The 26476-nt window shown below is 69.2% G+C and carries 21 protein-coding genes and 2 pseudogenes; 11 read left to right on the top strand and 12 right to left on the bottom strand.

Going from position 1 to position 26476, the window contains the following annotated elements; all coding sequences use genetic code 11:
* Positions 1–47 precede the first annotated feature (47 nt).
* The 5 genes from NVV32_RS06575 (at position 48) to NVV32_RS06555 (ending at position 5547) form a co-directional block, all read left to right on the top strand.
* The gene (locus tag NVV32_RS06575; RefSeq protein WP_082471545.1) at positions 48–1658 is read left to right on the top strand and encodes an MDR family MFS transporter; all 1611 of its coding nucleotides are present in this window, start codon (positions 48–50) and stop codon (positions 1656–1658) included.
* 110 nt (positions 1659–1768) lie between these two features.
* Positions 1769–2662 carry a pentapeptide repeat-containing protein gene (locus NVV32_RS06570; protein WP_082471546.1) on the top strand — a complete coding sequence of 298 codons (894 nt, stop codon included), beginning with the start codon at positions 1769–1771 and terminating at the stop codon, positions 2660–2662.
* Between the two features lie 128 nt (positions 2663–2790).
* A complete protein-coding gene (locus NVV32_RS06565) occupies positions 2791–3768 on the top strand; it encodes an SGNH/GDSL hydrolase family protein (protein WP_055771876.1) in 978 nt (325 codons plus the stop codon).
* Positions 3769–3827: 59 nt separating this feature from the next.
* Positions 3828–4730: a neutral zinc metallopeptidase gene (locus tag NVV32_RS06560; protein WP_422391765.1), complete on the top strand. Its 903-nt coding sequence runs from the start codon at positions 3828–3830 to the stop codon at positions 4728–4730.
* Between the two features lie 55 nt (positions 4731–4785).
* Entirely contained in the window at positions 4786–5547 is a 762-nt protein-coding gene (locus NVV32_RS06555) for a glycosyltransferase (protein ID WP_422391764.1), read from the top strand.
* On the opposite strand, the pseudogene NVV32_RS06550 reads toward NVV32_RS06555, so the two are convergent.
* Positions 5544–6041 (bottom strand): annotated as a pseudogene (locus NVV32_RS06550) (DNA alkylation repair protein); the annotation flags it as partial. The gene NVV32_RS06555 and the pseudogene NVV32_RS06550 sit on opposite strands and share 4 nt — an antisense overlap.
* 125 nt (positions 6042–6166) lie before the next feature.
* On the bottom strand, positions 6167–7048 hold the full coding sequence (locus NVV32_RS06545; RefSeq protein WP_422391763.1) for a CPBP family intramembrane glutamic endopeptidase: 882 nt from the start codon (positions 7046–7048) through the stop codon (positions 6167–6169).
* 143 nt (positions 7049–7191) lie between these two features.
* Between NVV32_RS06545 and NVV32_RS06540 the strand changes: the two genes are divergently transcribed.
* Entirely contained in the window at positions 7192–8124 is a 933-nt protein-coding gene (locus NVV32_RS06540) for a ribonuclease Z (RefSeq protein ID WP_422391762.1), read from the top strand.
* Here the strand turns inward: NVV32_RS06540 and NVV32_RS06535 are convergent.
* Positions 8117–8686, bottom strand: a complete 570-nt coding sequence (locus NVV32_RS06535) for a hypothetical protein (protein WP_422391761.1) — start codon at positions 8684–8686, stop codon at positions 8117–8119. The two genes, NVV32_RS06540 and NVV32_RS06535, sit on opposite strands and share 8 nt — an antisense overlap.
* 340 nt (positions 8687–9026) lie before the next feature.
* Here NVV32_RS06535 and NVV32_RS06530 point away from each other — a divergent pair.
* A pseudogene (locus tag NVV32_RS06530) lies at positions 9027–10445 on the top strand (DUF222 domain-containing protein).
* Positions 10446–10694: 249 nt separating this feature from the next.
* Complete coding sequence (locus tag NVV32_RS06525) at positions 10695–11735, top strand: AAA family ATPase (RefSeq protein WP_422391760.1); 1041 nt, start codon at positions 10695–10697, stop codon at positions 11733–11735.
* 81 nt (positions 11736–11816) lie between these two features.
* On the opposite strand, the gene nrdF is transcribed toward NVV32_RS06525, so the two are convergent.
* The 8 genes from nrdF to NVV32_RS06485 form a co-directional block, all read right to left on the bottom strand.
* The gene (gene nrdF / locus NVV32_RS06520; protein WP_055771894.1) at positions 11817–12791 is read right to left on the bottom strand and encodes a class 1b ribonucleoside-diphosphate reductase subunit beta; all 975 of its coding nucleotides are present in this window, start codon (positions 12789–12791) and stop codon (positions 11817–11819) included.
* Between the two features lie 85 nt (positions 12792–12876).
* Positions 12877–15036: a class 1b ribonucleoside-diphosphate reductase subunit alpha gene (gene nrdE / locus NVV32_RS06515; protein ID WP_055771897.1), complete on the bottom strand. Its 2160-nt coding sequence runs from the start codon at positions 15034–15036 to the stop codon at positions 12877–12879.
* Positions 15033–15506: a class Ib ribonucleoside-diphosphate reductase assembly flavoprotein NrdI gene (gene nrdI, locus NVV32_RS06510; protein WP_152814744.1), complete on the bottom strand. Its 474-nt coding sequence runs from the start codon at positions 15504–15506 to the stop codon at positions 15033–15035. The genes nrdE and nrdI overlap by 4 nt, the downstream gene beginning before the upstream one ends.
* A 38-nt stretch (positions 15507–15544) precedes the next feature.
* Complete coding sequence (nrdH, locus tag NVV32_RS06505; RefSeq protein ID WP_087026260.1) at positions 15545–15790, bottom strand: glutaredoxin-like protein NrdH; 246 nt, start codon at positions 15788–15790, stop codon at positions 15545–15547.
* A gap of 472 nt (positions 15791–16262) precedes the next feature.
* Positions 16263–17525: a class I SAM-dependent methyltransferase gene (locus NVV32_RS06500; protein WP_422392014.1), complete on the bottom strand. Its 1263-nt coding sequence runs from the start codon at positions 17523–17525 to the stop codon at positions 16263–16265.
* A 132-nt stretch (positions 17526–17657) separates the two neighbouring features.
* Positions 17658–18938, bottom strand: coding sequence for a class I SAM-dependent methyltransferase (locus NVV32_RS06495; protein ID WP_422391759.1), 1281 nt, complete (start codon positions 18936–18938; stop codon positions 17658–17660).
* A complete protein-coding gene (locus NVV32_RS06490; RefSeq protein ID WP_422391758.1) occupies positions 18935–19660 on the bottom strand; it encodes a DUF1365 domain-containing protein in 726 nt (241 codons plus the stop codon). Before NVV32_RS06490 ends, NVV32_RS06495 begins: the two co-directional genes overlap by 4 nt.
* Positions 19657–21033 (bottom strand): NAD(P)/FAD-dependent oxidoreductase, encoded by a 1377-nt coding sequence (locus NVV32_RS06485; protein ID WP_055771913.1) that lies wholly within the window; start codon positions 21031–21033, stop codon positions 19657–19659. The genes NVV32_RS06490 and NVV32_RS06485 overlap by 4 nt, the downstream gene beginning before the upstream one ends.
* Positions 21034–21253: 220 nt before the next feature.
* On the opposite strand from NVV32_RS06485, the gene NVV32_RS06480 reads away from it, so the two are divergent.
* From NVV32_RS06480 to NVV32_RS06470, 3 genes are all read left to right on the top strand, one after another.
* On the top strand, positions 21254–22207 hold the full coding sequence (locus NVV32_RS06480; protein WP_055771916.1) for a LysR family transcriptional regulator: 954 nt from the start codon (positions 21254–21256) through the stop codon (positions 22205–22207).
* Positions 22208–22289: 82 nt separating this feature from the next.
* On the top strand, positions 22290–23333 hold the full coding sequence (locus tag NVV32_RS06475; protein WP_422391757.1) for an SDR family oxidoreductase: 1044 nt from the start codon (positions 22290–22292) through the stop codon (positions 23331–23333).
* A gap of 154 nt (positions 23334–23487) precedes the next feature.
* A complete protein-coding gene (locus NVV32_RS06470) occupies positions 23488–24111 on the top strand; it encodes a DUF1349 domain-containing protein (RefSeq protein WP_422391756.1) in 624 nt (207 codons plus the stop codon).
* On the opposite strand, the gene metE is transcribed toward NVV32_RS06470, so the two are convergent.
* Entirely contained in the window at positions 24108–26429 is a 2322-nt protein-coding gene (gene metE, locus NVV32_RS06465; RefSeq protein ID WP_422391755.1) for a 5-methyltetrahydropteroyltriglutamate--homocysteine S-methyltransferase, read from the bottom strand. The genes NVV32_RS06470 and metE overlap by 4 nt on opposite strands.
* Positions 26430–26476 lie beyond the last annotated feature (47 nt).

The raw sequence follows: 26476 nt of genomic DNA, 5'->3' as shown, positions 1-26476 counted from the left end.
TGGATCGTCCCGGCCGGGCGGCACCAGATCGAACCGAGCGGATCACGATGACCCAGAGCCCATCCTCCAGCGTCTCCGACGCACTACCCAGTCCCGAGGTGCCCGGCGTCGGGGCCGCGGCCGCGACGGCCCGTGCCGCGACACCACCCCGTCCCGACACGCGCGCCGGTGCCCCGTCCGATGCGCCGTCCGATGCGCCGTCCGATGCGCGCCGGACCGCCGGTCCCGTCGGCGCTGCACTCCCGCCCCGCGACAAGCTCGTCATCACACTCCTGCTCATCTCCGCGTTCGTCGTGATCCTCAACGAGACGATCATGGGCGTGGCGATCCCCCGGCTGGTCGAGGACCTCGGGATCACGGTCGGTGCCGGGCAGTGGCTCAGCACCGCGTTCATGCTCACCATGGCCGTGGTCATCCCCATCACCGGCTACCTGCTGCAGCGCTTCGACACCCGCCCCGTCTTCATGGCCGCCATGGGCCTGTTCAGCCTCGGCACCCTCATCGCCGCGATGGCGCCCGGCTTCGGTGTCCTGGTGATCGGCCGTGTGGTCCAGGCGAGCGGCACCGCCATCATGATGCCCCTGCTCATGACCACCGTCATGACGCTGGTCCCGCCCGCCTCCCGCGGCAAGATCATGGGCAACATCTCGATCGTCATCTCGGTGGCTCCCGCCCTCGGTCCCACGATCTCCGGAGCGATCCTGAGCGTGCTCGACTGGCGCTGGATGTTCTGGCTCGTCCTCCCGATCTCCCTCGCCGCGCTCGCCATCGGCGCGGCCAAGATGCAGAACGTCACGGAGCCCCGCCGGTCGGCCATCGACGTGCCCTCCGTCATCCTGTCCGCCGTCGCCTTCGGCGGCATCATCTACGGGTTGAGCCAGCTGGGCGAGGCATCGACCGGCAGCGCCGTCCCCGCGTGGATCCCGCTCGTCGCCGGCATCGCCGGTCTGGCCCTCTTCATCACGCGTCAGCTCGTCCTGCAGCGCAGGGACGCGGCCCTGCTGGACCTCCGGGTATTCACCTCCGGCAACTTCACCATCTCGATCGTCGCGATCGCCGTCAGCATGATGGCCCTGTTCGGCACGATCATCCTCATCCCCATCTACGTGCAGACCGTGCTGGGCATGGACCCCCTGGTGTCCGGACTCCTCCTGCTCCCGGGCGGGCTGGCCATGGGCCTGCTCGGCCCCGTGGTCGGTCGGATCTACGACCGCCGCGGACCCCGCGTACTCCTGGTGCCGGGAGCCCTGCTCGTCAGCGTGGTGTTCTGGGCCATGACACGGCTCACCGAGACCACACCCTTGCAGCTGGTGCTCGTGGCGCACGTGTTCCTCAGCATCGGCCTCGCCCTGATGTTCACGCCGCTGCTGACCTCGGCCCTCGGGTCCGTCAAGCCGCACCTGTACTCGCACGGCAGCGCCGTGTTCGGCACGGCCCAGCAGCTGGCCGGTGCCGCCGGGACCGCGCTGTTCATCTCCGTGATGACCCTGCAGACCACTGCCCTGGTCTCGGAGGGCGTCGGGGAACTCCCCGCCATGGCCGGCGGGATCAGGGCCGCGTTCATGTACGGCGCGATCATCTTCCTCCTCGCCGTCGTCGCCTCCTTCTTCGTCCGCGCGCCGCAGCAGGACGGCGCCGCACCGACGCCCGTGCACTGACACCCGCGCACTGACACCGGCGCGCCGGGCGCGTCAGCACGAGCCCCGCCGGACTCCGGCGGGGCTCGTCCTGCCTGTGGCACAGTGGAGGTTCCGCCACGCTTGCATCGATGGCCGACGCCAGCCGCATCCGGAAGGACCCCGTGCCCGCCGTCCCCCTGCACCTGACCGGGTACCCGGAGGTCCCCCTGACCGCCGACTGCTCCAGCTGCTTCGCGCTGTGCTGCTCGGCGCTCGGTTTCGAGCGCTCCAGCGACTTCGCGCACGACAAGCCGATCGGCCGCGCCTGCCACAACCTCGCCGACGACTTCTCCTGCACCATCCACCGGAAGCTGCGCGATGCGGGCTACAAGGGCTGCACCGTCTTCGACTGCTTCGGGGCCGGCCAGCAGGTTGCCCAGCTGACCTTCGGCGGACGCAGCTGGACCGACCACCCGGAGGTGCGCGCACCGATGTTCGCTGCTTTCCCCGTGGTCCGCGACCTGCACGAGATCCTCTGGTACCTCGATGAGGCGCTGGCCCTGGCCGCCGGCGCACCGGAGGTCCCGTCCGATGTGAGAACCACGATCGCCGCGCTCACCGAGGAGACCACCGCCCTCGCGCGCCTGGACGCGGTCCGCCTCCCGGGCCTCGACCTCGGCGCCCTCCGTCGGCGGGTCGGCGACACGCTGACGGCCGTCAGCGTGTCCGTACGGCGCAGCGCTGCCGGCTCGCGCCACCCCCGCCGTCTCGGCCCCGGTGCCGATCTGCTCGGCGCGGACCTCACCGGCCGCATGCTCCGCGGAGCCGATCTCCGCGGCGCGTACCTCATCGCCGCGGACCTCTCGGGCGTGGATCTCGACCGGGTGGACCTCCTCGGCGCGGACCTGCGTGACACGCGCCTGCACGGTGCGGATCTCTCCGGCGCCCTGTTCCTCACGCCGATGCAGGTCGCGGCGGCGCTGGGTGACCGGGCCACCCGACTGCCTCGACGGCTGTCGGCGCCGCAGCACTGGCTCGCCTGAGCGGTCCTCCGGAGCGCGAGCGCACGCTCCGGAGTGTCCTGGCCGGGCGGCCGCGGACCGTCGTGCCACCCCGATAGGCTGGTCCCCGGGATGCCGGGTGGAGGCACCCAGGGGGAGAGCGGATCACGATGACCAGCACCACGGAGAGCGAGGCCGTACCCGTGGCCTGGGGCGCCGACAGGAACCGCCTCCGGATCGGGGCGGTCGCCCTGATCGCTTCGCTGACACTCGTTCCCGGGGTGGCGCCGGCCTCGGCAGCGCCCGCCGACGCGCAGGAGTCCAGCCGCACCACGACGGAGTCCATCGTCCTGCCCCATTGGGACATCCCTCGACCACGATCGGAAGACGTCCTGCACACCCCGGCCGTGACCGGTCCGACGACGGTGCTGCCGGCCACCGTGGTGTCGGTCCCCGGCCTGCAGGTCGGGAGCACCGCGACCAACCCGACGACCGGCAGGCGAGAGGTCGTGGTGCCGACGGTGCGCCGGACGGCCGTGCTCATCGGTGACTCGCAGGCGGCCGGCAAGGATTCCTGGCCCCAGCTCGCCCTGCGCGCCCTCGGCTACGAGGTCCGCTTCTTCGGCGCGGGAGGTACCGGATTCGTCGTCGCCAATCCGAGCATCGACGCGCCGAACTACTACGACTCCCTGACCAGCAACACCTGGGTCCTGCCGCACGGCGACCCCGCGCTCGTCGTCGTCCAGGGAGGCGGGAACGATGCCGGGCGGCGCGCATCGGACGGGGACATCCTCGGCAGCGCCAACGCCCTGCTCCTCGGGCTCGAACGGACCTACCCCCGGTCTCGCGTCATCATGATCGGCACCCTGAGCCGCAGCTCCCGAGACGGCGGTGGTCGCCGTGCAGAGGTGGACGCACTCCTCGGGGATCTCGCCGCCGCGCGGGGCATCACCTTCGTCTCCGTGGGCGACTGGCTGACGGCGCACGAACTCGAGGACGACCTGGCCGACGCCGTCCACCTCACCCCCGAGGGCAGCCGGAAGGCCGCGGCGATCCTCCAACGCGAGCTCGACACGCTGAAGGTCGGCGTGTCCGAGGTCCGGGTGGATCCAGGGACCTGGCCGCGCGCCGGCCGGCCGCTCGCCTAGTGGTGCGGCGCGTCACCCTCCGTACACCGCCGGACGCTAAGTCGGCTTATGGTTGATCCATGAGTTTCAACGACAGGACCCACCTGGACCCCTCCCGGGTCAGTGACCGGCGAGGACGGGGCCGCGGCGTCGCCGTCGGCGGCGGCGTGGGTGGGGGGCTCCTCCTGATCCTCTCCCTCATCTTCGGTCCGGGTGTCGTGGACCAGCTCGGGCTGCAGGACGGTACCAGCACGGCCGGACCGGGCGACGACGGTGGCGGTGCCATCAGCGAGTGCGTCTCGGGGGTCGAGGCGAACGAAAGGCTCGACTGCCGCATCCTGGCGACGGCCGAGAGCCTCGACAGCTTCTGGCTCCCCTACCTGGACCAGTACGGGGTCGCCTACACCCAGCCCGGCGTGGCCCTGTTCACCGACCGCACGGACACCGGCTGCGGCACGGCGACCAGCGCCGTCGGACCCTTCTACTGCCCTGTCGACGAGCAGACCTACTACGACACCGCGTTCTTCGACGAACTGGTCACGCAGTTCGGCGCATCGAGCGGCCCGCTGGCGCAGGAATACGTCGTCGCCCACGAGTTCGGCCACCACGTCCAGAACCTCATCGGCACGCTCGGCGCCGCCGGGCAGGACCCGCAGGGCGAGGAATCCGGCGGCGTCCGTGTCGAGCTGCAGGCCGACTGCCTGGCCGGGATGTGGGCTGCGCATGCCACGACGGTGGAGGACCCGGAGTCCGGGCAGCCGTTCCTGCTCCCGTTCTCCACGACCGATCTCCAGGACGCACTGTCCGCTGCCGCGTCCGTCGGCGATGATCGCATCCAGGAGGCCGCGACGGGCCGGGTCGATCCCGAGGGGTGGACCCACGGTTCCAGCGCCCAGCGCCAGGCCTGGTTCTCGCAGGGGTACGAGACCGGAGACCTCCGGTCCTGCGACACCTTCGCGGCCGCCGACCTCGACAGACCCTGAGTCCTCCCTCCCTCGTGTCCGCCACCCATCCCCTGCACCCCCCGAAGGACCACTCGTGACCGACCGGCTCGCCGTCGTCGTACCCGTCTTCAACGAACCCGGCATCACGCACACGCTCGAGGCGCTGCTCGGGCAGCGCGAGCCCGACGGCCTGCACGTCTACGTCGTGGACAACAACTCCACCGATGACACCGCACAGCGCGTCCGGCAGTTCGCCGCCGCACACCCGTCCGCCGGCCTCACTCTGCTCACCGAACGTCAGAAGGGCACGGGCGCGGCCTGCGACACCGGCTTCCGGACCGCGATCGCCGACGGCTACACCGTGGTCGCCCGCACCGACGGCGACAGCGAACCGGCCGAGGACTGGGCGGCGCGCATCCGCCGCACGTTCGCCGAGCACCCGGAGGTCCAGCTGCTCGGCGGGACGAGCGTGCCACTGCGGGATCGCCACTACCGCTGGGGCGACGACATCCTCATGCCCGGCGCGCTGAGGCTCCTGCGCCTCATGATGGCCGCAGTCCACCTCGACGTCGCCTTCCTGCGCTTCGTGGCCGGGCACAACATGGCCGTGCGGGCCTCTGCCTACCTGGCCACGGGCGGCTTCGGGCGGACCGCGATCGACACCCGCGACGAGGACATCGACTTCTCCGCCCGGGTGGCGCGCCGCCTCGGCTACAGGGCGGTCCGCATCGACCCACGGCTGCGGGTCGCCACGTCCATGCGGCGGGTTCGCCGGTACGGCGTGGGCCTCATGGGGGTCCATCACCTCGTGCCGGCACTGCGTGGACGACTGATCCGCACCATCGACATCCGCTAGGGCGCACCGCTGGATCGCACCAGGGCGATCGCCTCCTCGACCTCCGGAACCCGGCTCCGCTGGACGCCCGAGATGGAGCGGATGGTCCGCCGGAAGGCGTCGTCGTCGCCGTTGCCCGACCGGTAGGCGGGCAGGTGCGCGAGGACGGCCGCGCGCCGCAGCAGGGGCTCGTCGGCACCGGCCCAGCGGGCCACCACGGCGCTCGCCCGCACCGCTTCCTGCCCCGCTAGTCGCTGCAGGAGGCTTCCGACGACGTCGACGGCGAGTGCATCCACGAGGTCGTGCAGCGCTGCGGACCGGATGAAGCCCTCGATCCGGGTGAGGTCGGAGTGGCGGAGCAGTCCGGACGCGGACTGGAGGAGGACGACGGCGGCGAGCCGCCGCTCATACACCGGCGTGGACCACAGCGCGCTCGCGAGGGCGGTGACGTCGTCATGGTCCAGGCCGGGATAGCGCCGTCCGGCGTTACGGATACTGCCCCGGACGGCACCGACCGAGGCGCCGTAGTACTCGAGGTCGGCGCCGAAGCGCCGCTCGTGGTCCTCCGCCCGCTCCCACGTGCTCTCGTACTACAGGGACTCGTCGATGAAGTCCAGGGCCTCTGCCACCCGCTCGGCACTCACCAGACGAAGATGTCGATCCAGGCCCGGTTGTGGGCGTGGATCAGGACGAGGAACAGGACGAAGTCGAAGAGCAGGTGCACGCAGATGATGTAGGAGAGCGAGCGGGTGCGCGTGAAGATGAAGGCCTGCAGCAGGGCGAACGGGAAGATGAAGAACGGCGCCCACGCGTGGAAGCCGAGCTCCCAGAGGAAGGACGTGAACAGGACGGCCTGCAGGATGTTGGCCTGGGCCATCGGGAGGTGCCGCCGCAGGAGGGCGAACACCGTGCAGATGAAGAACAGCTCGTCCCAGACCCCGAGCCCGTTGGTCCCGACGAACAGGCGGGCCACCTCGCCCGGCTCGTCGGCGGCCGGCCAGTTCGCGTAGACGCCGGTACCCAGCATGTACACGGGGAGCAGCGCGTAGCCGATCACGAGGACGGCGGGCAGATACCACTTCTCCGCGCGCGTCCAGGGCTGGCCCGTGCGGACGGGGAAGGTGATGGCATGGTCCCGGTAGATGAAGCGGGACACGGCGTAGGGCACCCCGACGGCAAGGATCATCGCCGCTCCCATGACGGTCATGTGGTCCACGCTGATGTCCGTGGTGATCGGGACCAGGCTCATGACCGTCAGGCTGAAGGCGACGAGCAGGAGGTCGCGGAAGAGCGCCCGGTCGACGACAGCGGACACCGCGAGAGCGAGCACCAGGAGTCCGTAGCCGATCAGCGGCTGATGCAGCACCAGGAGGGTGAAGCCTGCGAGGGACACGAGGCCTGCAGGAAGCAGCGCCCACGACGGCGTCCGCCACGAGCCCGCCGCCCACGATCGGGCGGCCCTCGCCGTCGGCCGCTCGCGGCGGAGGCCCACGGCCGCCGCTCCGGACTGCTGCTCCACCACACCACGCTCCTTCAGCCGTTCAGATCCATCCCCCGGCGGTGTGCCACCCGGGCTGCGTCTCCGCCATTGTCTCCCCACCGAGGGAGGCTGCACCACCGCGGCACCACGGCGCCCGCAGTCCTCCTCGGTGCAAGACTGGGACCATGCGCGAGCTCGTCATCCTCGGGACGGCGTCCCAGGTACCCACCAGGACCCGCAACCACAACGGGTACTTCCTGCGATGGGAGCGCGAGGGCATCCTCTTCGATCCCGGCGAGGGCACGCAACGGCAGATGATCCATGCGGGGGTGTCCGCGTCCAGGATCACGAGGATCTGCCTCACCCACGTGCACGGCGACCACTGCTTCGGGCTGCCCGGAGTCCTCTCCCGGATGGTGCTCGACGGTGTCGCGCACCCCGTGCACCTGCACTACCCGGCGTCGGGCGGCGGGACTGTCCGCGCGCTCGTCTCCCTCGCGACACCGGGCCTCGATCTGCACCTGCATCCGCACGGGGCTGCCGGACCGGTCGCGGACGGCATCGACGTCGAACCGCTCCGCCATCGCATCGAGGCCTACGGCTACCGGGTGACCGAGCCGGACGGACGGACCTTCCTCCCGGCACGCCTCGAGGCCGCGGCGGTCCGGGGTCCCGACATCGGACGGCTGGCCCGCGAAGGCCGCTTCGGGGACGTGCGGCTCGAGGACGTTAGCGTGCACCGTCCCGGGCGGCGGTTCGCCTTCGTCATGGACACGGCGGTCTGCGACGGCGCGTTCGCGCTGGCGGAGGGCGCCGATCTCCTCGTCACGGAGAGCACCTTCAGCGACGACGACGCACGGCTCGCCGAGGAGTACCTCCACCTGACGGCGGGGCAGGCAGGCTCCATCGCCTCGTCCGGGGCGGCGGGGTCACTGGTCCTGACGCATTTCTCGTCCAGGTACGACGACGTCGGACTGCTCGCCGCGGGCGCCCGGCGGACGGCCGGGCCCGCCACCACTGTGGTCGCGGCGTCGGACCTGGACCGCATCGCGATCCCGGGTCATCGGGCGGCCGACGAGGGATCCCTGCGGCCGGGTGAGCGCCGGGCGGCTACCTGATGACCTCGAGGCCGCTCGTCGACCGGTCGTACTGCGTCCAGATGGCGCCCAGCGACGGCGCGTGGATGGCGCTCTTCAGGGTTCCCGCACGCGTATCGATCTCGAGGATCCGGACGGGATTGGTGACGTTCGAGTGGAAGGCGCCGAGGTAGGAGAAGATCCTGTTCCCGTTCACCCCGGTGTCCTCGCGGGCGGCAGCCTGGCCGACATGCCCGGAGAAGACCATCTTGATGTTGGGATACACCTTCACGAGGTTGTCGTACAGGTACTGCGGTGAGCTGACGCCGTAGTCGCTGTTCTGTGCGATCGAACCGTCCGCAGTCAGGTAGGCGTGGGTGTTGATGATGACGTTGTGCCTCGGATGGGCCGCGACGACACCGCGGGCCCACTGCACGGCTTCGACACGGGGCCAGAGTTCGAGCGTCAGGACCAGCCAGTCCACACCCCCCGCCTCGAAGGTGTGGAAGTTGTTGTCGATCTTGCCGGGCTCGAAGGTGCCCTCGAGCCCCGCGTTGGCCGTCGTCGGGAAGTACGCATTGAAGGTGGAGGTGTCGCGGACCAACTGACGTGTGCGCGTGTGGTCAGCAGCCGACAGCCGCACGATCGGGGGCCCCGACAGCAGCACATATCCGGCGTCGGACGGACGCCTGCCCGAGCCATGATGTCGGTGGCAGGCGAGAAGATGATGCATGGACAAAGAGCCGCAGGCCTCGACGGAGACAGACGCCGCCTCTGTCCCTGCTCATCCGGATCCAGCTGGCTGGAGCCTCCATCTGCAGGGCCTGATCTCCCGGATCAGGTCGCGGCACCGTGCGGACCAGTCGCCGTCGTCCGCGGCCCCGTTTGGCAGCCATTCACCTCGGTCCGGAGCCGCCTCACCTGGATACGCTGCTTTCTCTCGCCTGAACGGGACCGACGGAGCCAAGCCAGCCAAGCCAGCCAACCCAGCAGAGAGGCAGCATTCAGCACGGTCCGCGGAGTTGATTGACCAGTTGCGGGAGTTGGACGAGCTGAAGTGCGCGATCTCCGCCGCTCAGGCCCGCATCACGGTCGCCTTCGATCTCGCCCAGCGTCATGCTCAGGCCCTGGGCGGGGTGTCGGCGGCGGACCGGGGCCGGGGTGTCGCGGCTCAGATAGCACTGGCGCGCAGGGAATCTCCGTCGCGCGGCGGGCGGCTGCTCGGACTCGCGCGGGCTCTCGTCACCGAGATGCCCCGCACACCGGCCGCGCTGGAAGCCGGACGGCTCAACGAATGGCGCGCCACCCTGCTCGTACGGGAGACGGCGTGTCTGACGGCGTCCGACCGCTGCGCCGTCGATGACGAGCTCGCAGCAGAGAGCGGAGCCTTCGACGGCGCTGGTGATCGGGCGATCATCGCCGCGGCTCGTGCAGCCGCCTACCGTCGAGACCCGCGATCCGTGGCGGACAGGGCAAGTCGGGCTGCTGCGGAGCGGTGCGTGAGCCTGCGGCCGGCTCCCGACACCATGGCGTACCTGACCGCGCTGCTCCCCGTCGCCGAGGGGGTATCGGTCTATGCCGCCCTCTTCAGGCGTGCGGATTCCGAGCGCGCGGCAGGCGACGCCCGTTCACGGGGCCAGCTCATGGCCGACACCCTCGTCGAAGGAATCACCGGCGTCCCCGGCGGTGTCTCAGGTGTCGAGATCCAGCTCGTCATGACGGATCGGACGCTCCTCCAGGGTGACAGCGAGCCCGCCGTGCTCGCAGGGTACGGCGTCGTACCCGCTGCATGGGCCCGCTCCTTCGTCGCTGCCGGGGGCGACGGCGGGCGGAAGGCACCGGACCCGGATGACGGGCGGCCGCTGGAGCATCGTGAAAGGGTCCCGGGTCCACCAGGCTTCCGAAGAGGGACGGTTTTCACGTCTGGATACGTCGTCTCTCCACGGCGCCCGGGGCCGGTGAACTCCTGGCCTGCGATGCACGGTCACGCCTCCTCACACCTATCCAGCGCCGCTTCCTCCTGGCGCGCGACATCACCTGCCGCACGCCCTACTGCGACGCCCCTGTCCGCCACTACGACCACATACTCCCCTGGGGTGAGGGTGGCCGGACGAGCCTCGTCAACGGTGCCGGACTCTGCAAAGCCTGCAAACACAAAGAAGGGTCCCGGGTGGAGCGTACGGACGCGCCCGGGGCGACGCCACACCATGGTCGTCGAAACACCCACCGGTCATGCCTACCGCTCCACCGCTCCCCTACCTCCGGGTGCCGTAGCTCGTAAACCGGTGAAGGCACTCTCTGAGAGCGAGCAGCGCAGGGCACGACGGCGGATCAAGGCTCTACGGCATGACCAGCGATGCTGAAGCGACACCCGGACGCTCACCGGAGTGTGACGACGGGCAGGGGCTTCACCACTGACCCTGCCGTCGCTCTCCGGCGCCACGAGCGTCGCTGAAGCAGCCTGGAATTGGGCCCGTGCCCGCTCTTCCGGTGCGGTAGCGTGGTGATGATCCCGTTGGACTGGCGGGACACCACCAGGCTTCGACGGGTGCGGTGGCTGACCTTCCGGTGGGACGGCTGGCGGCTGCCGGTCAGCCGCGCAGGAGGACGACATGGCCGCTGGCCGCAATCCACTCGACGACCTCCGCGAGACGTTGAGCCACCTCACGGATCAACTCAAGTCCTCGGGGTCGGAGCGCGTCGAGGATCTACGCGGGGAGTACTTCGCAGCGCGCCCCGGTCCGGCGCGCCCGTTGGCCGAAGTGCAGGCCGAACTCGACGCCCTCGTGGGACTGGACACGGTCAAGGAGCAGGTGCGCGCTCTTGTCGCCCTCCTCCAGGTGCAGGCACGCCGGAAGGCGCACGGACTGCCCGAGGTGGCGACGTCACAGCATCTCGTCTTCCTCGGCAACCCGGGGACCGGGAAGACCACGGTCGCGCGGCTTCTCGCCGAGATGTACCGCGCTGTCGGACTGCTGCAGAAGGGGCACCTCGTGGAGGTGGACCGGTCCGGCCTCGTGGGGCAGTATGTCGGGGCGACCGCCATCAAGACGGACCGGGTGATCCGGCGGGCACTCGACGGGGTGCTCTTCATCGACGAGGCGTACGCACTGACGCCCGACGACGGCCGGATGGACTTCGGTCCGGAGGCCATCGAGGTCCTGCTCAAGCGGATGGAGGACCACCGGCATCGACTGGTGATCATCGTGGCGGGCTACCCGCAGCTGATGGAGGCGTTCCTCCTGTCGAACCCCGGGCTGCGCTCCCGTTTCGCCCGGGAGATCACGTTTCCCGACTACTCAGTGGACGCGCTCCAGACGATCTTCCATCAGATGCTGGCCCAGCACGAGTACGTCCTTTCCGACGGCGCGGACGAGATGCTGCGCCGCATCTTCCTGGGCCTGCACGTCGGGGAGGATTCTGGCAACGCCCGTTTCGCCCGCACGCTGTTCGAGCAGGCATTGAACCGGCAGGCGCTCAGGCTCTCGCTCGACGAGGGCCGGGACTTCGACGCGCTCGACCGCGACGCCGTCATGACCCTCACCGCCGAGGATCTCGTCGAGGCCGCCCAGGCGCTCGGAGGCGAACCAGAGCCTGAATCAGTCCCCCGCCCGGAACCGGAACCGTCGCGCTGGTGGAGCTGGCTGACCTAGTCGTCAGAGCGTCCGACGGCGGATGTGCAGACGGGCCCGGACGGAGGATTTCCGGCCGGGCCCGCTCATGATGCGGCAGGACTAGAAGTCCCAGTCCTCGTCCTCGGTGTTCACGGCCTTGCCGATGACGTACGAGGAACCCGAGCCAGAGAAGAAGTCGTGGTTCTCGTCCGCATTCGGTGACAGCGCCGAGAGGATCGCAGGGTTCACGTCGGTGACGGACGACGGGAACATCGCCTCGTAGCCGAGGTTCATCAAGGCCTTGTTGGCGTTGTAGTGCAGGAACTTCTTGACGTCCTCGGCCAGGCCCACGCCGTCGTACAGGTCGTGCGTGTACTGGACCTCGTTCTCGTACAACTCGAAGAGGAGCTCGAACGCGTAGTCCTTGATCTCCTGGCGGCGCTCCGGCGTCGCACTCTCGAGCCCGCGCTGGAACTTGTAGCCGATGTAGTAGCCGTGCACGGCCTCGTCACGGATGATCAGGCGCACCAGGTCGGCCGTGTTCGTGAGCTTGGCGCGGGAGGACCAGTACATGGGCAGGTAGAAGCCGGAGTAGAACAGGAAGCTCTCGAGCAGCGTCGAGGCGACCTTGCGCTTCAGGGGATCGTCACCGCGGTAGTACTCCGTTACGATGCTGGCCTTCTTCTGCAGGTTCACGTTCTCCGTGGACCAGCGGAACGCCTCGTCGATCTCCTTGGTGGAGGCCAGGGTGGAGAAGATCGAGGAGTAGCTCTTGGCGTGCACCGACTCCATGAACGCGATGTTCGTGAGGACGGCCTCCTCGTGCGGCGTGATCGCGTCGGGGATGAGGCTGACGGCGCCGACCGTGGCCTGCACGGTGTCGAGCAGCGTCAGACCGGCGAACACGCGCATGGTGAGCTGCTGCTCGTCCGGCGTCAGCGTGGCCCACGACTGCACGTCGTTGGACAGCGGCACCTTCTCGGGCAGCCAGAAGTTGTTCACCAGGCGGTTCCAGACCTCGACGTCCTTGTCATCCTGGATGCGGTTCCAGTTGATGGCCTGGACCTGGTCGACGAGCTTCAGCTTCTCGCTCATGGTGTGTTCCTTGTCTGGGGGTGTGGGTGGTGCCTGGTGGAACGGGATGCCGGACCGGGCGAGATGCCCGGTCCGGCGAGAACTGCTAGAGCATGCAGGAGACGCAGCCCTCTACCTCGGTCCCTTCCAGCGCGAGCTGGCGGAGACGGATGTAGTAGACGGTCTTGATGCCCTTGCGCCAGGCGTAGATCTGCGACTTGTTGATCTCACGCGTGGTCGCGGTGTCCTTGAAGAACAGCGTCAGGGACAGGCCCTGGTCCACGTGCTGCGTTGCAGCGGCGTACGTGTCGATGATCTTCTCGTAGCCGATCTCGTACGCATCCTGGTAGTACTCCAGGTTGTCGTTGGTGAGGTACGGCGCCGGGTAGTACACGCGGCCCAGCTTGCCTTCCTTGCGGATCTCGATCTTCGACGCCACCGGGTGGATGGAGGAGGTCGAGTTGTTGATGTACGAGATGGAACCGGTCGGCGGGACGGCCTGCAGGTTCTGGTTGTAGATGCCGTGCTCCATGACCGAGGCCTTCAGTGCGCGCCAGTCCTCCTGCGTGGGGATGTGCACGTCGGCGAACAGCTCACGGACGCGCGGCGTCGCCGGCTCCCACACCTGATCGGTGTACTTGTCGAAGAACTCCCCGCTGGCGTACGTGGAGCGCTCGAAGCCCGCGAACTGGCGGCCGGTCTCGATGGACATCAGGTTCGACGCCCGGATGCAGTGGTACACCACGGAGTAGAAGTAGATGTTGGTGAAGTCCAGGCCCTCCTCGGAGCCGTAGTGGACCCGCTCCCGGGCGAGGTAGCCGTGCAGGTTCATCTGGCCGAGGCCGATGGCGTGCGAGGCGTCGTTGCCCTTGGCGATCGAGGGCACCGAGCTGATGTGGCTCATGTCCGAGACGGCCGAGAGGGTGCGGATCGCGGTCTCGATGGTCCGGCCGAAGTCGGGCGAGTCCATGGTCTTCGCGATGTTCAGCGAGCCGAGGTTGCAGGAGATGTCCTTGCCCACCTGGTCGTAGGACAGGTCCTCGTTGTACGTGGTGGGCTCGGAGACCTGGAGGATCTCGGAGCACAGGTTGGACATGATGATCTTGCCCTCGATCGGGTTCGCCCGGTTCACGGTGTCCTCGAACATGATGTACGGGTAGCCGGACTCGAACTGGATCTCCGCGAGCGTCTGGAAGAACTCGCGGGCCTTGATCTTGGTCTTCTTGATGCGGGCGTCGTCCACCATCTCGTAGTACTTCTCGGTGACCGAGATGTCGGAGAACGGCATGCCGTAGACGCGCTCGACATCGTACGGGGAGAACAGGTACATGTCCTCGTCGCGCTTGGCGAGCTCGAACGTGATGTCGGGGACCACGACGCCGAGGGACAACGTCTTGATGCGGATCTTCTCGTCCGCGTTCTCACGCTTGGTGTCGAGGAAGCGGTTGATGTCCGGGTGGTGGGCGTGCAGGTACACGGCACCGGCACCCTGGCGGGCGCCGAGCTGGTTGGCGTAGGAGAAGCTGTCCTCGAGGAGCTTCATCACGGGGATGACGCCGGAGGACTGGTTCTCGATCTGCTTGATCGGCGCGCCGACCTCACGGATGTTCGTCAGGGCGAAGGCGACGCCGCCGCCGCGCTTGGAGAGCTGCAGGGCCGAGTTGATGGAACGGCCGATCGACTCCATGTTGTCCTCGATGCGGAGGAGGAAACAGGAGACGAGCTCGCCGCGCTGGCGCTTGCCGGCGTTGAGGAAGGTGGGGGTGGCGGGCTGGAAGCGGCCGTCGATGATCTCGTCGACCATCTGCAGGGCAAGCTGCTCGTTACCGCGGGCCAGGTGGAGGGCGACCATGCAGACGCGGTCCTCGTAGCGCTCGAGGTAACGCTTGCCGTCGAACGTCTTCAGCGTGTACGAGGTGTAGTACTTGAAGGCGCCGAGGAAGGTCTCGAAGCGGAACTTCTTGGCGTAGGCACGCTTGAAGAGGTCGCGGATGAAGTTCATCGTGTACTGGTGGAGCGTCTCGCGCTCGTAGTACTCGTTCTTCACGAGGTAGTCGAGCTTCTCCTCGAGGTCGTGGAAGAACACGGTGTTGTTGTTCACATGCTGCAGGAAGTACTGGTGCGCGGCCTCGCGGTCGGCGTCGAACTGGATCTCCCCGCTCGGTCCGTACAGGTTGAGCATGGCGTTGAGCTCGTGATAGCCCATGTCCTTGAAGCGCTCTACTGCGGCTGCGGGTGCGCCCGTCTCCGTCTCTGCAACACTCATGTCCAAAACTCTTCCAATCCTGTGGTTACGCGGGCGACGTCCTCGGACGTTCCCATGACTTCAAATCTGTAGAGGACCGGCACGTTGCACTTGGCGGCGACGATGTCGGCGGCAAGGCAGTAGGTCTCACCGAAATTTGTGTTACCGGCCCCGATGACCCCGCGGAGGAGGCTGCGGTTCTGCTCGTTGTTCAGGAACTTCACGACCTGGCGGGGCACCGCGCCCTTGCCGGTGATCCCGCCGTAGGTCGGTAGGACCAGGACGTACGGCCTGGTCGCCTGCAGGGTCGGCTCCCTGGTGAGCACCGGCATGCGGGCGGCCCGGACGCCCAGCTTCTCCACGAAGCGGTGGGTGTTGTCGGAGACCGACGAGAAGTAGATCAGTGCGGCATCGGTGACCGCCCCCTCAGCCACGCCGGCTGCTGCCGGATCGGCGGCGGGGGAACGATCATCCACGGTGAGGATGCTCATCGCCCGATGCCCGGCCTGCGGATCCCCGAGGGGATCGCTCAGGCCACCGAGCTGACGGCCGAGTCGGCGATCGCGCTGATCTTGTCGGGGCGGAACCCGGACCAGTGGTCGTTGTCCGTGATGACCACGGGAGCCTGCATGTAGCCCATGGAGCGCACGCGCTCGAGGGCGGCGGGGTCCTGCGAGATGTCGACGCTCTGGTAGGTGATGCCCTTCTTGTCCAGAGCGCGGTACGTGGCGTTGCACTGTACGCAAGCCGGCTTCGTGTAAACCGTGACCGTCATGTCCTAGTCCCCTTTTCGTCTACTGCTGTGGTGCTGTGTCATGGGTGGAGCGCGGCCCCGGACAGGGGAAGAAATCCGGGGATTTCCGCGCTTCCGGGCCCATGCCCGTCCAGCGGTTGTTTCTGTAGTTCGATACTACATCTAGTGCGCACCGCTCGGGTGGACCCCTAGATGATGTATTACAAGTATGTCATTACCGGTCCGAGTAGTCCACACGATGTCCACAGATCGAGGCTGTCGGAAAGCCCGGAAACGAGCGATTCCGGCACCCTGGCAGGGCCTCGGTCCACACGCTGTGGAGGAGTTCCACACAGGCAGAGAAAACCCCGTGTCGTCATTCCGCGGCGTGTCGCGGACGTCCTGCCGAACCCGGCGGCGGCCGGCCTCGACCTGCAGACGACGACGGCCGGCGCCGCTTCCGGGGAGAAGCGGTACCGGCCGTGGGACCGCTGTGAGGGCGGCCGGGGCAGACCTACCGGAGCGGGCGCTCCGCGAGGATCTGGTCCACGCCCATGCGGCCGTCCCGGAACGTCATGGACGCGCCGACCATGTAGAGACGCCAGACCCGGGCGACCTCCTCGCCCATCATCGCGACGGCGCGGTCCCAGTTGGCCTCGAAGCGGTCCTCCCAGGCATCGATGGTCCGCACGTAGTGTTCGCGGAGCGCCTGCACTCCGCGGATCTCGAAGCCGGCGCCCTCGATCAGGTTGACGGTGTCCCCCACGGGCCGCATGTGCATGTCCGGGGCGATGAAGGACTCGATGAAGGGCCCTCCACCCGGGTGCTTGCCGTGCCGCGACATCTGCTGGATGAGGACCTTCCCGCCGGGGGCGACGTTCCGGAACAGGGTGGACGTATAGGTCCCGTAGTTCTCCTCGCCCACGTGCTCCCCCATCTCGAGGGAGGCGACGGCGTCGTAGGGTCCGTCACACACGTCGCGGTAGTCCTGGAGCCGGATCTCGACGCGGTCGCCGAGTCCCCGCTCCGCGATGCGCTGGTCGATGAACGCCTTCTGCTCCTTCGAGATGGTGACGCCGGTGACCCTGGCGCCGAAGTGCTCGGCGGCGTACAGGCTCAGGGACCCCCAGCCGCACCCGACGTCGAGGAACCGCAGCCCCGGCTTCCGGTCGAGGCCCACCTTGCGGCAGACGAGGTCCAGCTTGTCGCGCTGGGCGTCCTCGAGGGAGTAGTCGGGATCGTCGGAGAGCCAGTAGCCGCAGGAGTAGGCCATGTGGTCGTCGAGGATGAGGCCGTAGAAGTCGTTGGAGAGGTCGTAGTGGTGGCTGATGGCCGCGCGGTCCCGCAGCAGGCTGTGCAGGCGGCCCTTGATCTTCGCCTGGGATGCCGGCGCCGGCAGGGGCGGACCGAAGGCCCCGACCTCGCGAGCCACCTTCGTCAGCTGCAGGACGAGCTGCGGGGTCAGCCGCGGCATCGAGAGTCCGCGCTGCCCGATCACGGTCCACAGGTGGGTGAGCGCCTGCCCGAGGGATCCGGGGACGTCGAGCTCGCCGGTGACGTAGGCCTGGGACACGCCGAGCTCGCCCGGACTCCAGAGGATGCGGCGCAACGCGTTGACGCTGTTCAGGCGGACCTCGGGCTGGTCCTCGCCGCCCGCAGCGCTGCCGTCCCAGGCGACGAGCCGGACGGGGAGCTCCCCACCGACGATCGGTGCGAGGATCCCGGCGAGCTTCTGCGCGATCCCCTCCGTCCCGCTGCCCGATCGGCCGGTGGACATGGTGCCCTGCTCGAGGTCAGTCACGCGATACTCCTTGGTGGGACGGATGGGGACGGTATGGGCCGGTTCGGGCCGGTTCGGGCCGCAGGGAACAACGAGAAGAGCGGGAAGCTCGGGACGAGCGGGGGCCCGTCAGGGCCGCCGGTCGAAGATGAGCTGCTGGACGTCCAGGTAGCCGGCCTGGAAACCCGCCCGCGAGTAGCAGAGATAGAACTGCCACATGCGCTCGAACGTCTCGTCGAAGCCGAGGGCCGCCACGTCGTCGTGCCGCGCGAGGAAACGCTCCTCCCACAGGCGGAGCGTCTGCGCATAGTGGTCGCCCATGGAGAGGCGCTCGCGCACCCGCAGGCTGGTGTAGCGGTCGGTGACGTCCTCGATGGCGCGGACCGAGGGGATGAATCCCCCGGGGAAGATGTACTTGTGGATCCAGGTGTAGGACCGCCGCGTCGCCATCATCCGCTCGTGCGGGAGCGTGATGGCCTGGATGGCCACGCGGCCGCCCGGGGCGAGGACGCGGTCGATCGTCTGGAAGTACACGGCCCAGAACTCGTAGCCCACGGCCTCGATCATCTCGACCGACACCACGGCGTCGTACTGGCCCTCGACCAGCCGGTAGTCCTTCAGCTGCACCTCGACGCGGTCCGCGAAGCCGGCGGCGCTGATGCGCTGCTCCGCGAGCTCCTTCTGCTCGCTGGACAGCGTCACCGACACCACCGTGGCTCCGCGGGCGGCGGCCCGGAGCGCGAGCTCCCCCCAGCCGGTACCGATCTCGAGGACCCGCGTGCCCTGGCCCACGTTCGCCTGGTCGAGCAGGCGGTCGACCTTCCGCTGCTGCGCGGAGGCGAGTTCGTCCCACTCCACGTGCAGGAGATCCTTGCCGGTGGCATCGAAGAGGGCACTCGAGTAGGACATGGTCGGGTCGAGGAACAGGGCGAAGAGTTCGTTGGAGAGATCGTAATGCCGCGAAATATTCGAGCGCGTGTTGGCCGTGCTGTTCCGCTCGCGCCGGGGGGGCTTGGGCAGGGAGAGCCCGCGGAGCTTCTGCAGCGGCACGGGCACCAGGTGCGCGGCACGCGCCGCGAAGACCTGGATCACCTCGGTGAGGTCCGACGCCGTCCAGTCCCTGGCCATGTAGGACTCACCGAGACCGATCAGGCCGCTGTCGCCGAGCCGGGCGTAGAAGTCGGCGGGCCGGTGGATGCGCATCTCCGGCCGTGGGCCGCCGCCGGGCGCGCCCAGGATGGTGCCGTCATCGTGGATGACCCGGAGTTCGAGGGTGTTGACGGCCGCCGAGAAGATCTTCTCGGCGATGGTGGCCCGGACCTTGCCCCTCGTCCCGCCGGGGACGCCGGCGATGCCCGGCCAGGCGGCCGGATCGACGTCCGCCTGCGAGGGAACAACTGTGGTGCTCATCGAACTGCCTCCTGGTGTTCATGGAGCGGCCTGGGACTGACGGGCAGCCGCCGCAGCCAGAGTCTAATCCCCTGCCAGCGGATCTGGACGACGACGCGGAGGGGTGCCAGGGGGACCGCGAGCGCCATCCGGACCACGTTCGCGGGGGTCGCGGGCAGGCGGTGTCCGGTCATGGTGGCGGTGAAGGGTGCCTGCTCCTCGCGATGCAGCACGATCGCGACGCCGAGTCTCTCGGCGGGCTCGGGCACGCGCATCTCGTAGTACCCCTCCACGGGGTTGAACGGCGACACGTAGAACGCCTTCGGGGTGTGGGCCGTGCCGTGCGCATCGACGTCGAGCAGATAGCAGTGGCGCTCCCCGTAGGTGTTGTGCACCTCGGCGACGACGGCGGTGAGGGCGCCGGAGCGGTCATGGCACCAGAACAGCGACAGCGGATTGAAGACGTGCCCGAGCACCCGGCCGCTCGAGAGCATCGTGACGCGTCCGCCGTCGTCGTTCCTGCCCTGCGAGCGCAGGAAGGCTGCCACGTTCTCGCGGATGCTGCGCCCGGGCGAGCCGAGATGGTCCTCGGGGAGGAACCGGGCGAACGGGGCGAGCCAGCGGGGCAGGACGGGGAGGTCGTCGAGGTCCACGAGCCAGCTGTAGCTGCGGTAGGTGAAGTCGTTGCGCAGCGGCGTCCGCCGGACGTGGCGGATCGTCGTCGGGTAGAGGAAGGCGCTCATGCCCGTACGTCGGCGAGTTCCGTGGCGGGGTTCCCGTCCCACGACCCGCCGATGCTCTCCGCGGCGCGGCGGCCGGACAGGGCTCCGTCCTCGTGGAATCCCCAGCCGTGGTACGCGCCGGCGAAGGCGATCCGGTCGTCACCGAGCTCCGCCAGCCGCGCTTGGGACGCGAGGGACTGCGGCGTGTACTGGGGGTGCTCGTAGACCATCGTCTTCAGCACGGTCGACGGATCGATCAGCTCACCCTCCCCCAGGCTGACGATGAAGCGGTGGTTGGTGCGCCCCTCGAGGCGCTGGAGCCTTGTCATGTCGTAGGACACGAGAACGCGGTCCGGCGTGGCATCGCACGAGGGCAGGCGGTAGTTCCAGGAGGCGCGGGCGCCGTGCACGCGGGGCAGCACCGACTCGTCGGTGTGGAACTGCGTGGTGTTCACGGAGTAGGGCATGGTGCCGAGGACCTCGGCGGCGTCGCCGCTCGGCTCCTCGAGCATCGCCAGGGCCTGGTTCGGATGCGTGGCGATGACGACGGCGTCGAACAGCTCGCTCGCACCGGCGGTCGTGACGAGGACGCCGTCGTCGGTCTTCCTCACGGCGGTCACAGGACTGGACAGCCGCACGTCGTCGAGGACGTCGACGATGCGCCGCACGTACTCGTTGGAGCCTCCTGTGACGGTGCGCCACTGGGGAGAGCCCTTGATGGTCAGCATGCCGTGGTGGTCCATGAAGGAGAACAGGTACCGGGCCGGGTAGGCCAGGGCCGTGGTCGGATCGCAGGACCAGACGGCCGATACCACGGGCGTCATGAAGTGGGAGGTGAAATAGGCGCTGAAGCGGCCCCGGTCGAGGAAGTCGCCGAGCGTGGGCTCCCCCTCGCCGGCGGTGCCCGCCGAGGCATCGTCACTGTGGCGCAGGAGCGCCCGTGCCGACCGCTGGAACCGCAGGATCTCGGCGAGCATGCGGAGATACCGGCCGCGGAGCAGCACACCGGGCTGGGCGAACACCCCGCGCCGGCCCTTGGCCCCCGCGTACTCCAGGCCGCAGCCGTCACAGCGGATGGACATGCTCATGTCCGAGTCCTGGGTAGGCACGCCGAGTTCCTCGAAGAGCCGGACCAGGGTGGGGTAGGTTCGGTCGTTGTGGACGATGAACCCGGTATCGACGCCCGTCGTCGTGCCGTCCGCGAGATCGACCTCGTGAGTGTGCGCGTGACCGCCCGGGCGGTCGTCGGCCTCGAAGAGGGTGACCGCGTTGCCGTTCCGGAGGATCCAGGCGGCCGTGAGGCCCGAGACACCGCTGCCGATCACGGCGACCCGGCGGCCGGCCGGCTGCCCGCCGCGGGTAAGCTCGACGGAACCCGTCTCGTCGTCGGACATGTCTTCTCCTGCCGGTCGTGTGGCTGTACGGCGGAGCATCCGCAGGTTCCCACGGACTCGCCGCAAGCCGCCACACCCCGCCGGGACACCGGTGGATCGGACTCCAGAGACCTGTCGCACAGTTGATTCGGGAGAAGTTCGGAGCAACACAGATTCGGGATTGGTGCAACCACTTCTTCCGGTCGGGGGAATCATGGACCAGCCAGGGAGGACGTGCTAAATGGTCAATCCGATCCACCTGCGCACACTGCTCGAGGTGATCCGCCACGGGTCCTTCAGCGGCGCGGCCACCAGCCTGGGGTACACGGCGTCGGCCGTCTCCCAGCAGATGTCCGCCCTGGAGCGCGATACCGGGGCCACCCTCTTCACCCGCACAGCCCGCAGTGCCATCCCGACCGACGCGGCCCTCGCCGTGTCCCGCCACGCCGCGAAGGTGCTCACCGACATCGACGCCCTCCTCGCCTCCACGGCGCGCGCCGGAGCCGGTCCCGCCCACGAGCTGCGGCTGGGGATCTTCCCGAGCCTTGCGACGTTCGCGCTGCCCCGACTCCTCGGTATGCCGGAGTGGCAGCGGCTCGGCGTATCCCTCCGCGTCTTCGTCGGCGAGCCCGCCCACACCATCCAGGGCCTGCGCACCGGCGGCGATCTCGACCTGGCCCTCGTCTACCAGGTGGGGCAGGCCGGGCTCGCCTGGCCGTCGACGCTCAGCCGTCAGTGGATCGGCGACGACGACTTCCGCGTCATCCTGCCCGCGACCTGGGGGATCCGCAGCGGCGCCCGCATCACCGCCGACCAGCTGGCCGACATGCCGTGGATCATGCACCACCCGGGCACCGCCGACGCGACCGTCATCGAGCGTCTCTTCGCGAGCTGCAACCTCCACCCTCGTATCGCCGCCTACTGCGACGACTTCAACGCGACCCTCGAACTCACGGCCGCGGGCCTCGGCGCCGCCCTGGTCCCCGACCTCGCGATGGTGAGCCGACCCGAGGGGATCGTGACCCTCGACGTCCCGGAGATCCGGCTGGCGCGGAGCATCTTCGCCCTCCGGACGGGAGACGCGGACGACGCCCGCGTCCGCCTGTTCATGGATCACCTCGCCGAGATCCTGCACACCCGGAGCATCGGCCCCAAGCACACCCCGCACGTGCTCGCATCCCCCACCGCCCACTGATTCCCCGTTGCGGGTCCCTCGGAGCCGTCCGTAGGTTCGAGAGACCCGCGGGAGGAACCCCCAGGGCATCGGAGGAGCGAGCATGCGCATCAGGAACAGTGTCGTGGTCATCACGGGAGCTGCGAGCGGGATCGGACGCGCGACGGCACTGCGCTTCGCCCGCAGGCACGTGGACCTCGTCCTCGCGAGCAGGCGCGTCGAGGCGCTCGAATCCCTCGTCACCGAATGCATCGCCCTCGGCTCACGGGCCGTCGCCGTCCCGACGGACACCTCCGAGTACGACGCCGTACAGGAGTTGGCCGGCCGCGCCGTGGAGGAGTTCGGCCGCATCGACGTCTGGGTCAACAATGCGGCGGTATCCTTCTTCTCCCCCTTCCTCGACGTCCCGATGCGGGACTTCCAGCGGGTGATCGACGTCAACCTGATGGGGTACGTCCACGGAGCGCGCGCCGCCCTCGAGCGCATGCAGGATCAGGGGGCAGGGGTGCTCGTGAACGTCGCCTCGATCGTCGGCGAGGTCCCCCAGCCCTACACCTCCGCCTACTCCGTCTCCAAGGCCGCCGTCCGCGCCCTCGGGGTCAGCCTCCGTGCCGAACTGACCCTCGACCGGAAGAAGCGGATCCACGTGTGCACGGTGCTGCCACCGACCGTCGACACCCCCTTCTTCGACCACGCGGCGAACTACACGGGGCGGCGAGCGGTCGCCATGCCGCCCGTGTACACGGCCGACCGGGTGGCGAAGGCCATCCTGGGCGTCGTCGACTCCCCCACCCGCGAGGTCGCCGTCGGGCGGATCGGCCGATCCATGGTCCGACAGCACCGGCTCGCGCCGGGGCGCCTGGAGAAGCTCATGGCACACCAGGTCGAGAACACGCACCTGTCGAAGAAGGAATCGGCCGAGGACTCCACCGGGAATCTCTACGGACCTTCCCCCGACCCGGTGAACGCCCGTGTGAGCGGCGGGTGGAGCGGGCGACGACGGACCGTGCAGCGAACCGTCGCGGGCAGTGCGCTCCTCGGCGCAGCACTCGGCGCCCTCGTCCTCGCCGAACCGCTGAAGACCGGGGTCCCCGTCGTGGCGGGCAGGGCTGCGACCCTGGTGCGGGATCTGCTGGGCGCCGACTGACGGGAGAGCCGTCCGGCGTCCTGCACGCCGTGCGTCTTCCCTGGACAGGAGGACGGCCCGTACGTCGATCGGATGCTCGATCGCCCGAACGCCAGGAGCTTCACGCCGCCCGAGGGCGCGACGGCAGCCGCACCTGCCCGTGCGAGGATCGAGCGTGACCTCCCGATCCCTGAGCTGTCCCGGCCTTCCCTTCCCTCTCGAGCCGCACGGCGGCGCCGCTCCCCGCGATCCGGACGTGACCGGCACGGTGGTGCGCCTGACCGCGGGGGCGGGCGCCGATCTGTTCCTGGACCCGCGGGGCGTCGAGGGCCCCCGCCCCGATGCGGAGCGATGGACGGCTCCCGTGGACGGCGACTTCCAGCTGCAGGCCCATGTGGCCGCGGGTTTCGTCGCCGACTTCGACTCCGGCGTGCTGCTGGGCTGGTTCGACGACGACACGTGGTTCAAGGTGTGCGCCGAGCGTGATCCCGCCGGGATCACCAGGGTGGTCTCGGTCGTGACGCGCGACGGAGCCTCCGACGATTGCGACAGTTGGCCGATCGACGGGTCGGGCACCCACCTCCGCATCAGCCGGATGGGCGGCACCTTCGCCCTCCATGCGTCCCACGACGGCGACCGCTGGTCGCTGGTCCGCTACTTCTCCGTCGGACGGAGCGCCGCCGAAACGCTCCAGGTCGGGTTCGTGGCGCAGTCCCCCGCAGGGTCGGGCACCTGGGCGACCTTCACCGACATCCGGTTCAGCCGGACCACGCTCCTCGAGGTCAGGGACGGCTCCTAGCCGCGCACCTCCACGGCGGCACGGACGGCCCCCGCGGCAGCGACCAGGTTCCGGAGCGACTGCTCGGTCTCCCGGTAGCCCCGGGTCTTCAGCCCGCAGTCGGGATTCACCCACAGCCGTGCCGCGGGGACGTGGCGCACTGCCCGCTCCAGGAGCAGCCGGATCTCCTCCGCCGGCGGGACACGCGGGGAATGGATGTCGTAGACCCCGGGGCCCACACCGCGAGGGAAGCCGTGCTCCTCGAGATCGTGCACCACCTCCATGCGGGAGCGGGCTGCCTCGATCGAGGTGACGTCCGCGTCCAGGCCGTCGATCGCGGTGATGACCGCACCGAACTCCGAGTAGCACAGGTGCGTGTGGATCTGCGTGGCGGGAGCCGCCGCCGCCGTCGCGAGATTGAAGGCCCGCACCGACCAGTCGAGGTAGGCGGGCTGGTCGGCACGGCGGAGCGGGAGCAGCTCGCGCAGGGCCGGTTCGTCGACCTGGATGATGCGCGTCCCCGACCGCTCGAGGTCCAGCACCTCGTCGCGGAGGGCGAGTGCCACCTGGAAGGCGGTGTCGGCCAGCGGTTGATCGTTGCGGACGAAGGACCAGGCCAGGATGGTCACCGGACCGGTCAGCATGCCCTTGACCGGCTTGCCCGTCAGCGACTGAGCGAAGGACGTCCACGGCACCGTGATGGGTGCGGGCCTGCTGACATCGCCCCAGAGCAGTGACGGGCGCGTGCACCGCGACCCGTAGGACTGCACCCAGCCGTGCTGCGTCACGTCGAACCCGTCGAGGTTCTCGGCGAAGTACTGCACCATGTCGTTGCGCTCGGGTTCACCGTGCACCAGGACGTCGAACCCGAGCTCCTCCTGCAGGGCGATGACGCGGCGGATCTCGTCCTGCAGCGCAGCCTCGTAGCCCGCTGCGGAGAGGTCGCCGCGGGCAGCCCGCGCACGTGCGGATCTCACCTCCGTGGTCTGCGGAAAGGAACCGATCGTCGTCGTGGGGAGGAGCGGCAGGTCCAGGGCCGCCTGCTGGGCGGACCGCCGCTCCTCGAAACCACCGCGGTCGAAGTCCGACGGCGAGAGCCCCGCCGCACGCTCGCGGACCGCGGGAACCTCGACGCCGGGAGCCGAACGCCGACCCGCGAGGACCTTCGCCGCAGCGGCGATCGCGCGATCCGCCGAGCCCGGATGCGCGACATGCCCTGCGAGGATCACCACCTCCTCGACCTTCTGGTCCGCGAAGGACAACCACGAACGGCGCTCGTCGGGGAGCGACTGCTCGACCCCGGTGTCATGCGGCACGTGCTGCAGGGACGTGGACGTCGCGACGGACAGGGACACCCCATCCGCCCTCAGGCGGTCGAGCACGGCGGCGGCCCCGCCGAGGTCCGCCTTCCAGACGTTGTGGCCGTCGATGATCCCGGCCACGAGGGTCTTGCCCTTCAGCAGCGCCAGCTCCGCGGGAGCGGGGACGGCTCCCCTGACCAGGTCGAGGTGGACCGCCTCGACACCCGTCGCGGCGATGGCCCGGAGACGCTCCCCCACGCCCCCGTAGGGCGTCGTCAGGAAGATCGCAGGCCGCCCGGCCACCCCCGACAGGTGCCCGTAGGCACGTCGGACGGCGTCGTCCACCACGGCGTCGGGCAGTGGCGTGTCCGTCACGAGCGCAGGCTCGTCGAACTGGATCCACCGCACACCGCGCTCCTCGAGCCGACCCAGGAGATCCGCGTAGAGCGGCAGGACGTCGTCGAGCCGGTCCAGCGGATCGAAGCCGCCACCCGCTCCCTCGGCCGCCTTGCTCAGCAGGAGGAACGTGACGGGTCCGATCAGCGTGGGCCGGACGCGGTACCCGGAGTCGGCTGCCTCTGCGACCTGGCGCAGCAGGGTATCCGGGTCCAGCGCGAACGGCGTCCGCGGCCCGATCTCGGGGACGAGATAGTGGTAGTTGGTGTCGAACCACTTCGTCATCTCGAGCGGCGACCTCTGCTCGTCACCGCGTGCGAGCGTGAAGTAGTCGTCGATCCCGAGGGGGCCGCGGTCCGCGGCGAGGTCGGGGAACCGTTCGGGGATCGCACCCAGGAGCACTGCGGTGTCCAGCACCTGGTCGTACATCGAGAAGGACGCGGGGATGGAGGCGTCGTGCGGGTTCAGCCCGAGGCCGGTGAGGCGCGCGTAGGTGGTCTCGCGCAGCCTCCTGGCCTCCCGTTCGAGGGTCGGGGCGTCGCTGCGACCGGCCCAGTACGCCTCCAGGGCCTTCTTGAGTTCCCGGCGCGGGCCGATCCGGGGGTATCCGATGATGGTGCTGTGCGGGAAGAGTGCGGGCATGTCGATCTCCTGACGGCTGTCGTGGATGGTAGGGCTGTCGTGCGTCA

Source organism: Arthrobacter sp. N1 (genome assembly GCF_048288285.1).
GTDB lineage: Bacteria > Actinomycetota > Actinomycetes > Actinomycetales > Micrococcaceae > Arthrobacter_D.
The sequence above is the reverse complement of the archived record's forward strand: the minus strand, read 5'-3'. Positions and strand labels throughout refer to the sequence as shown.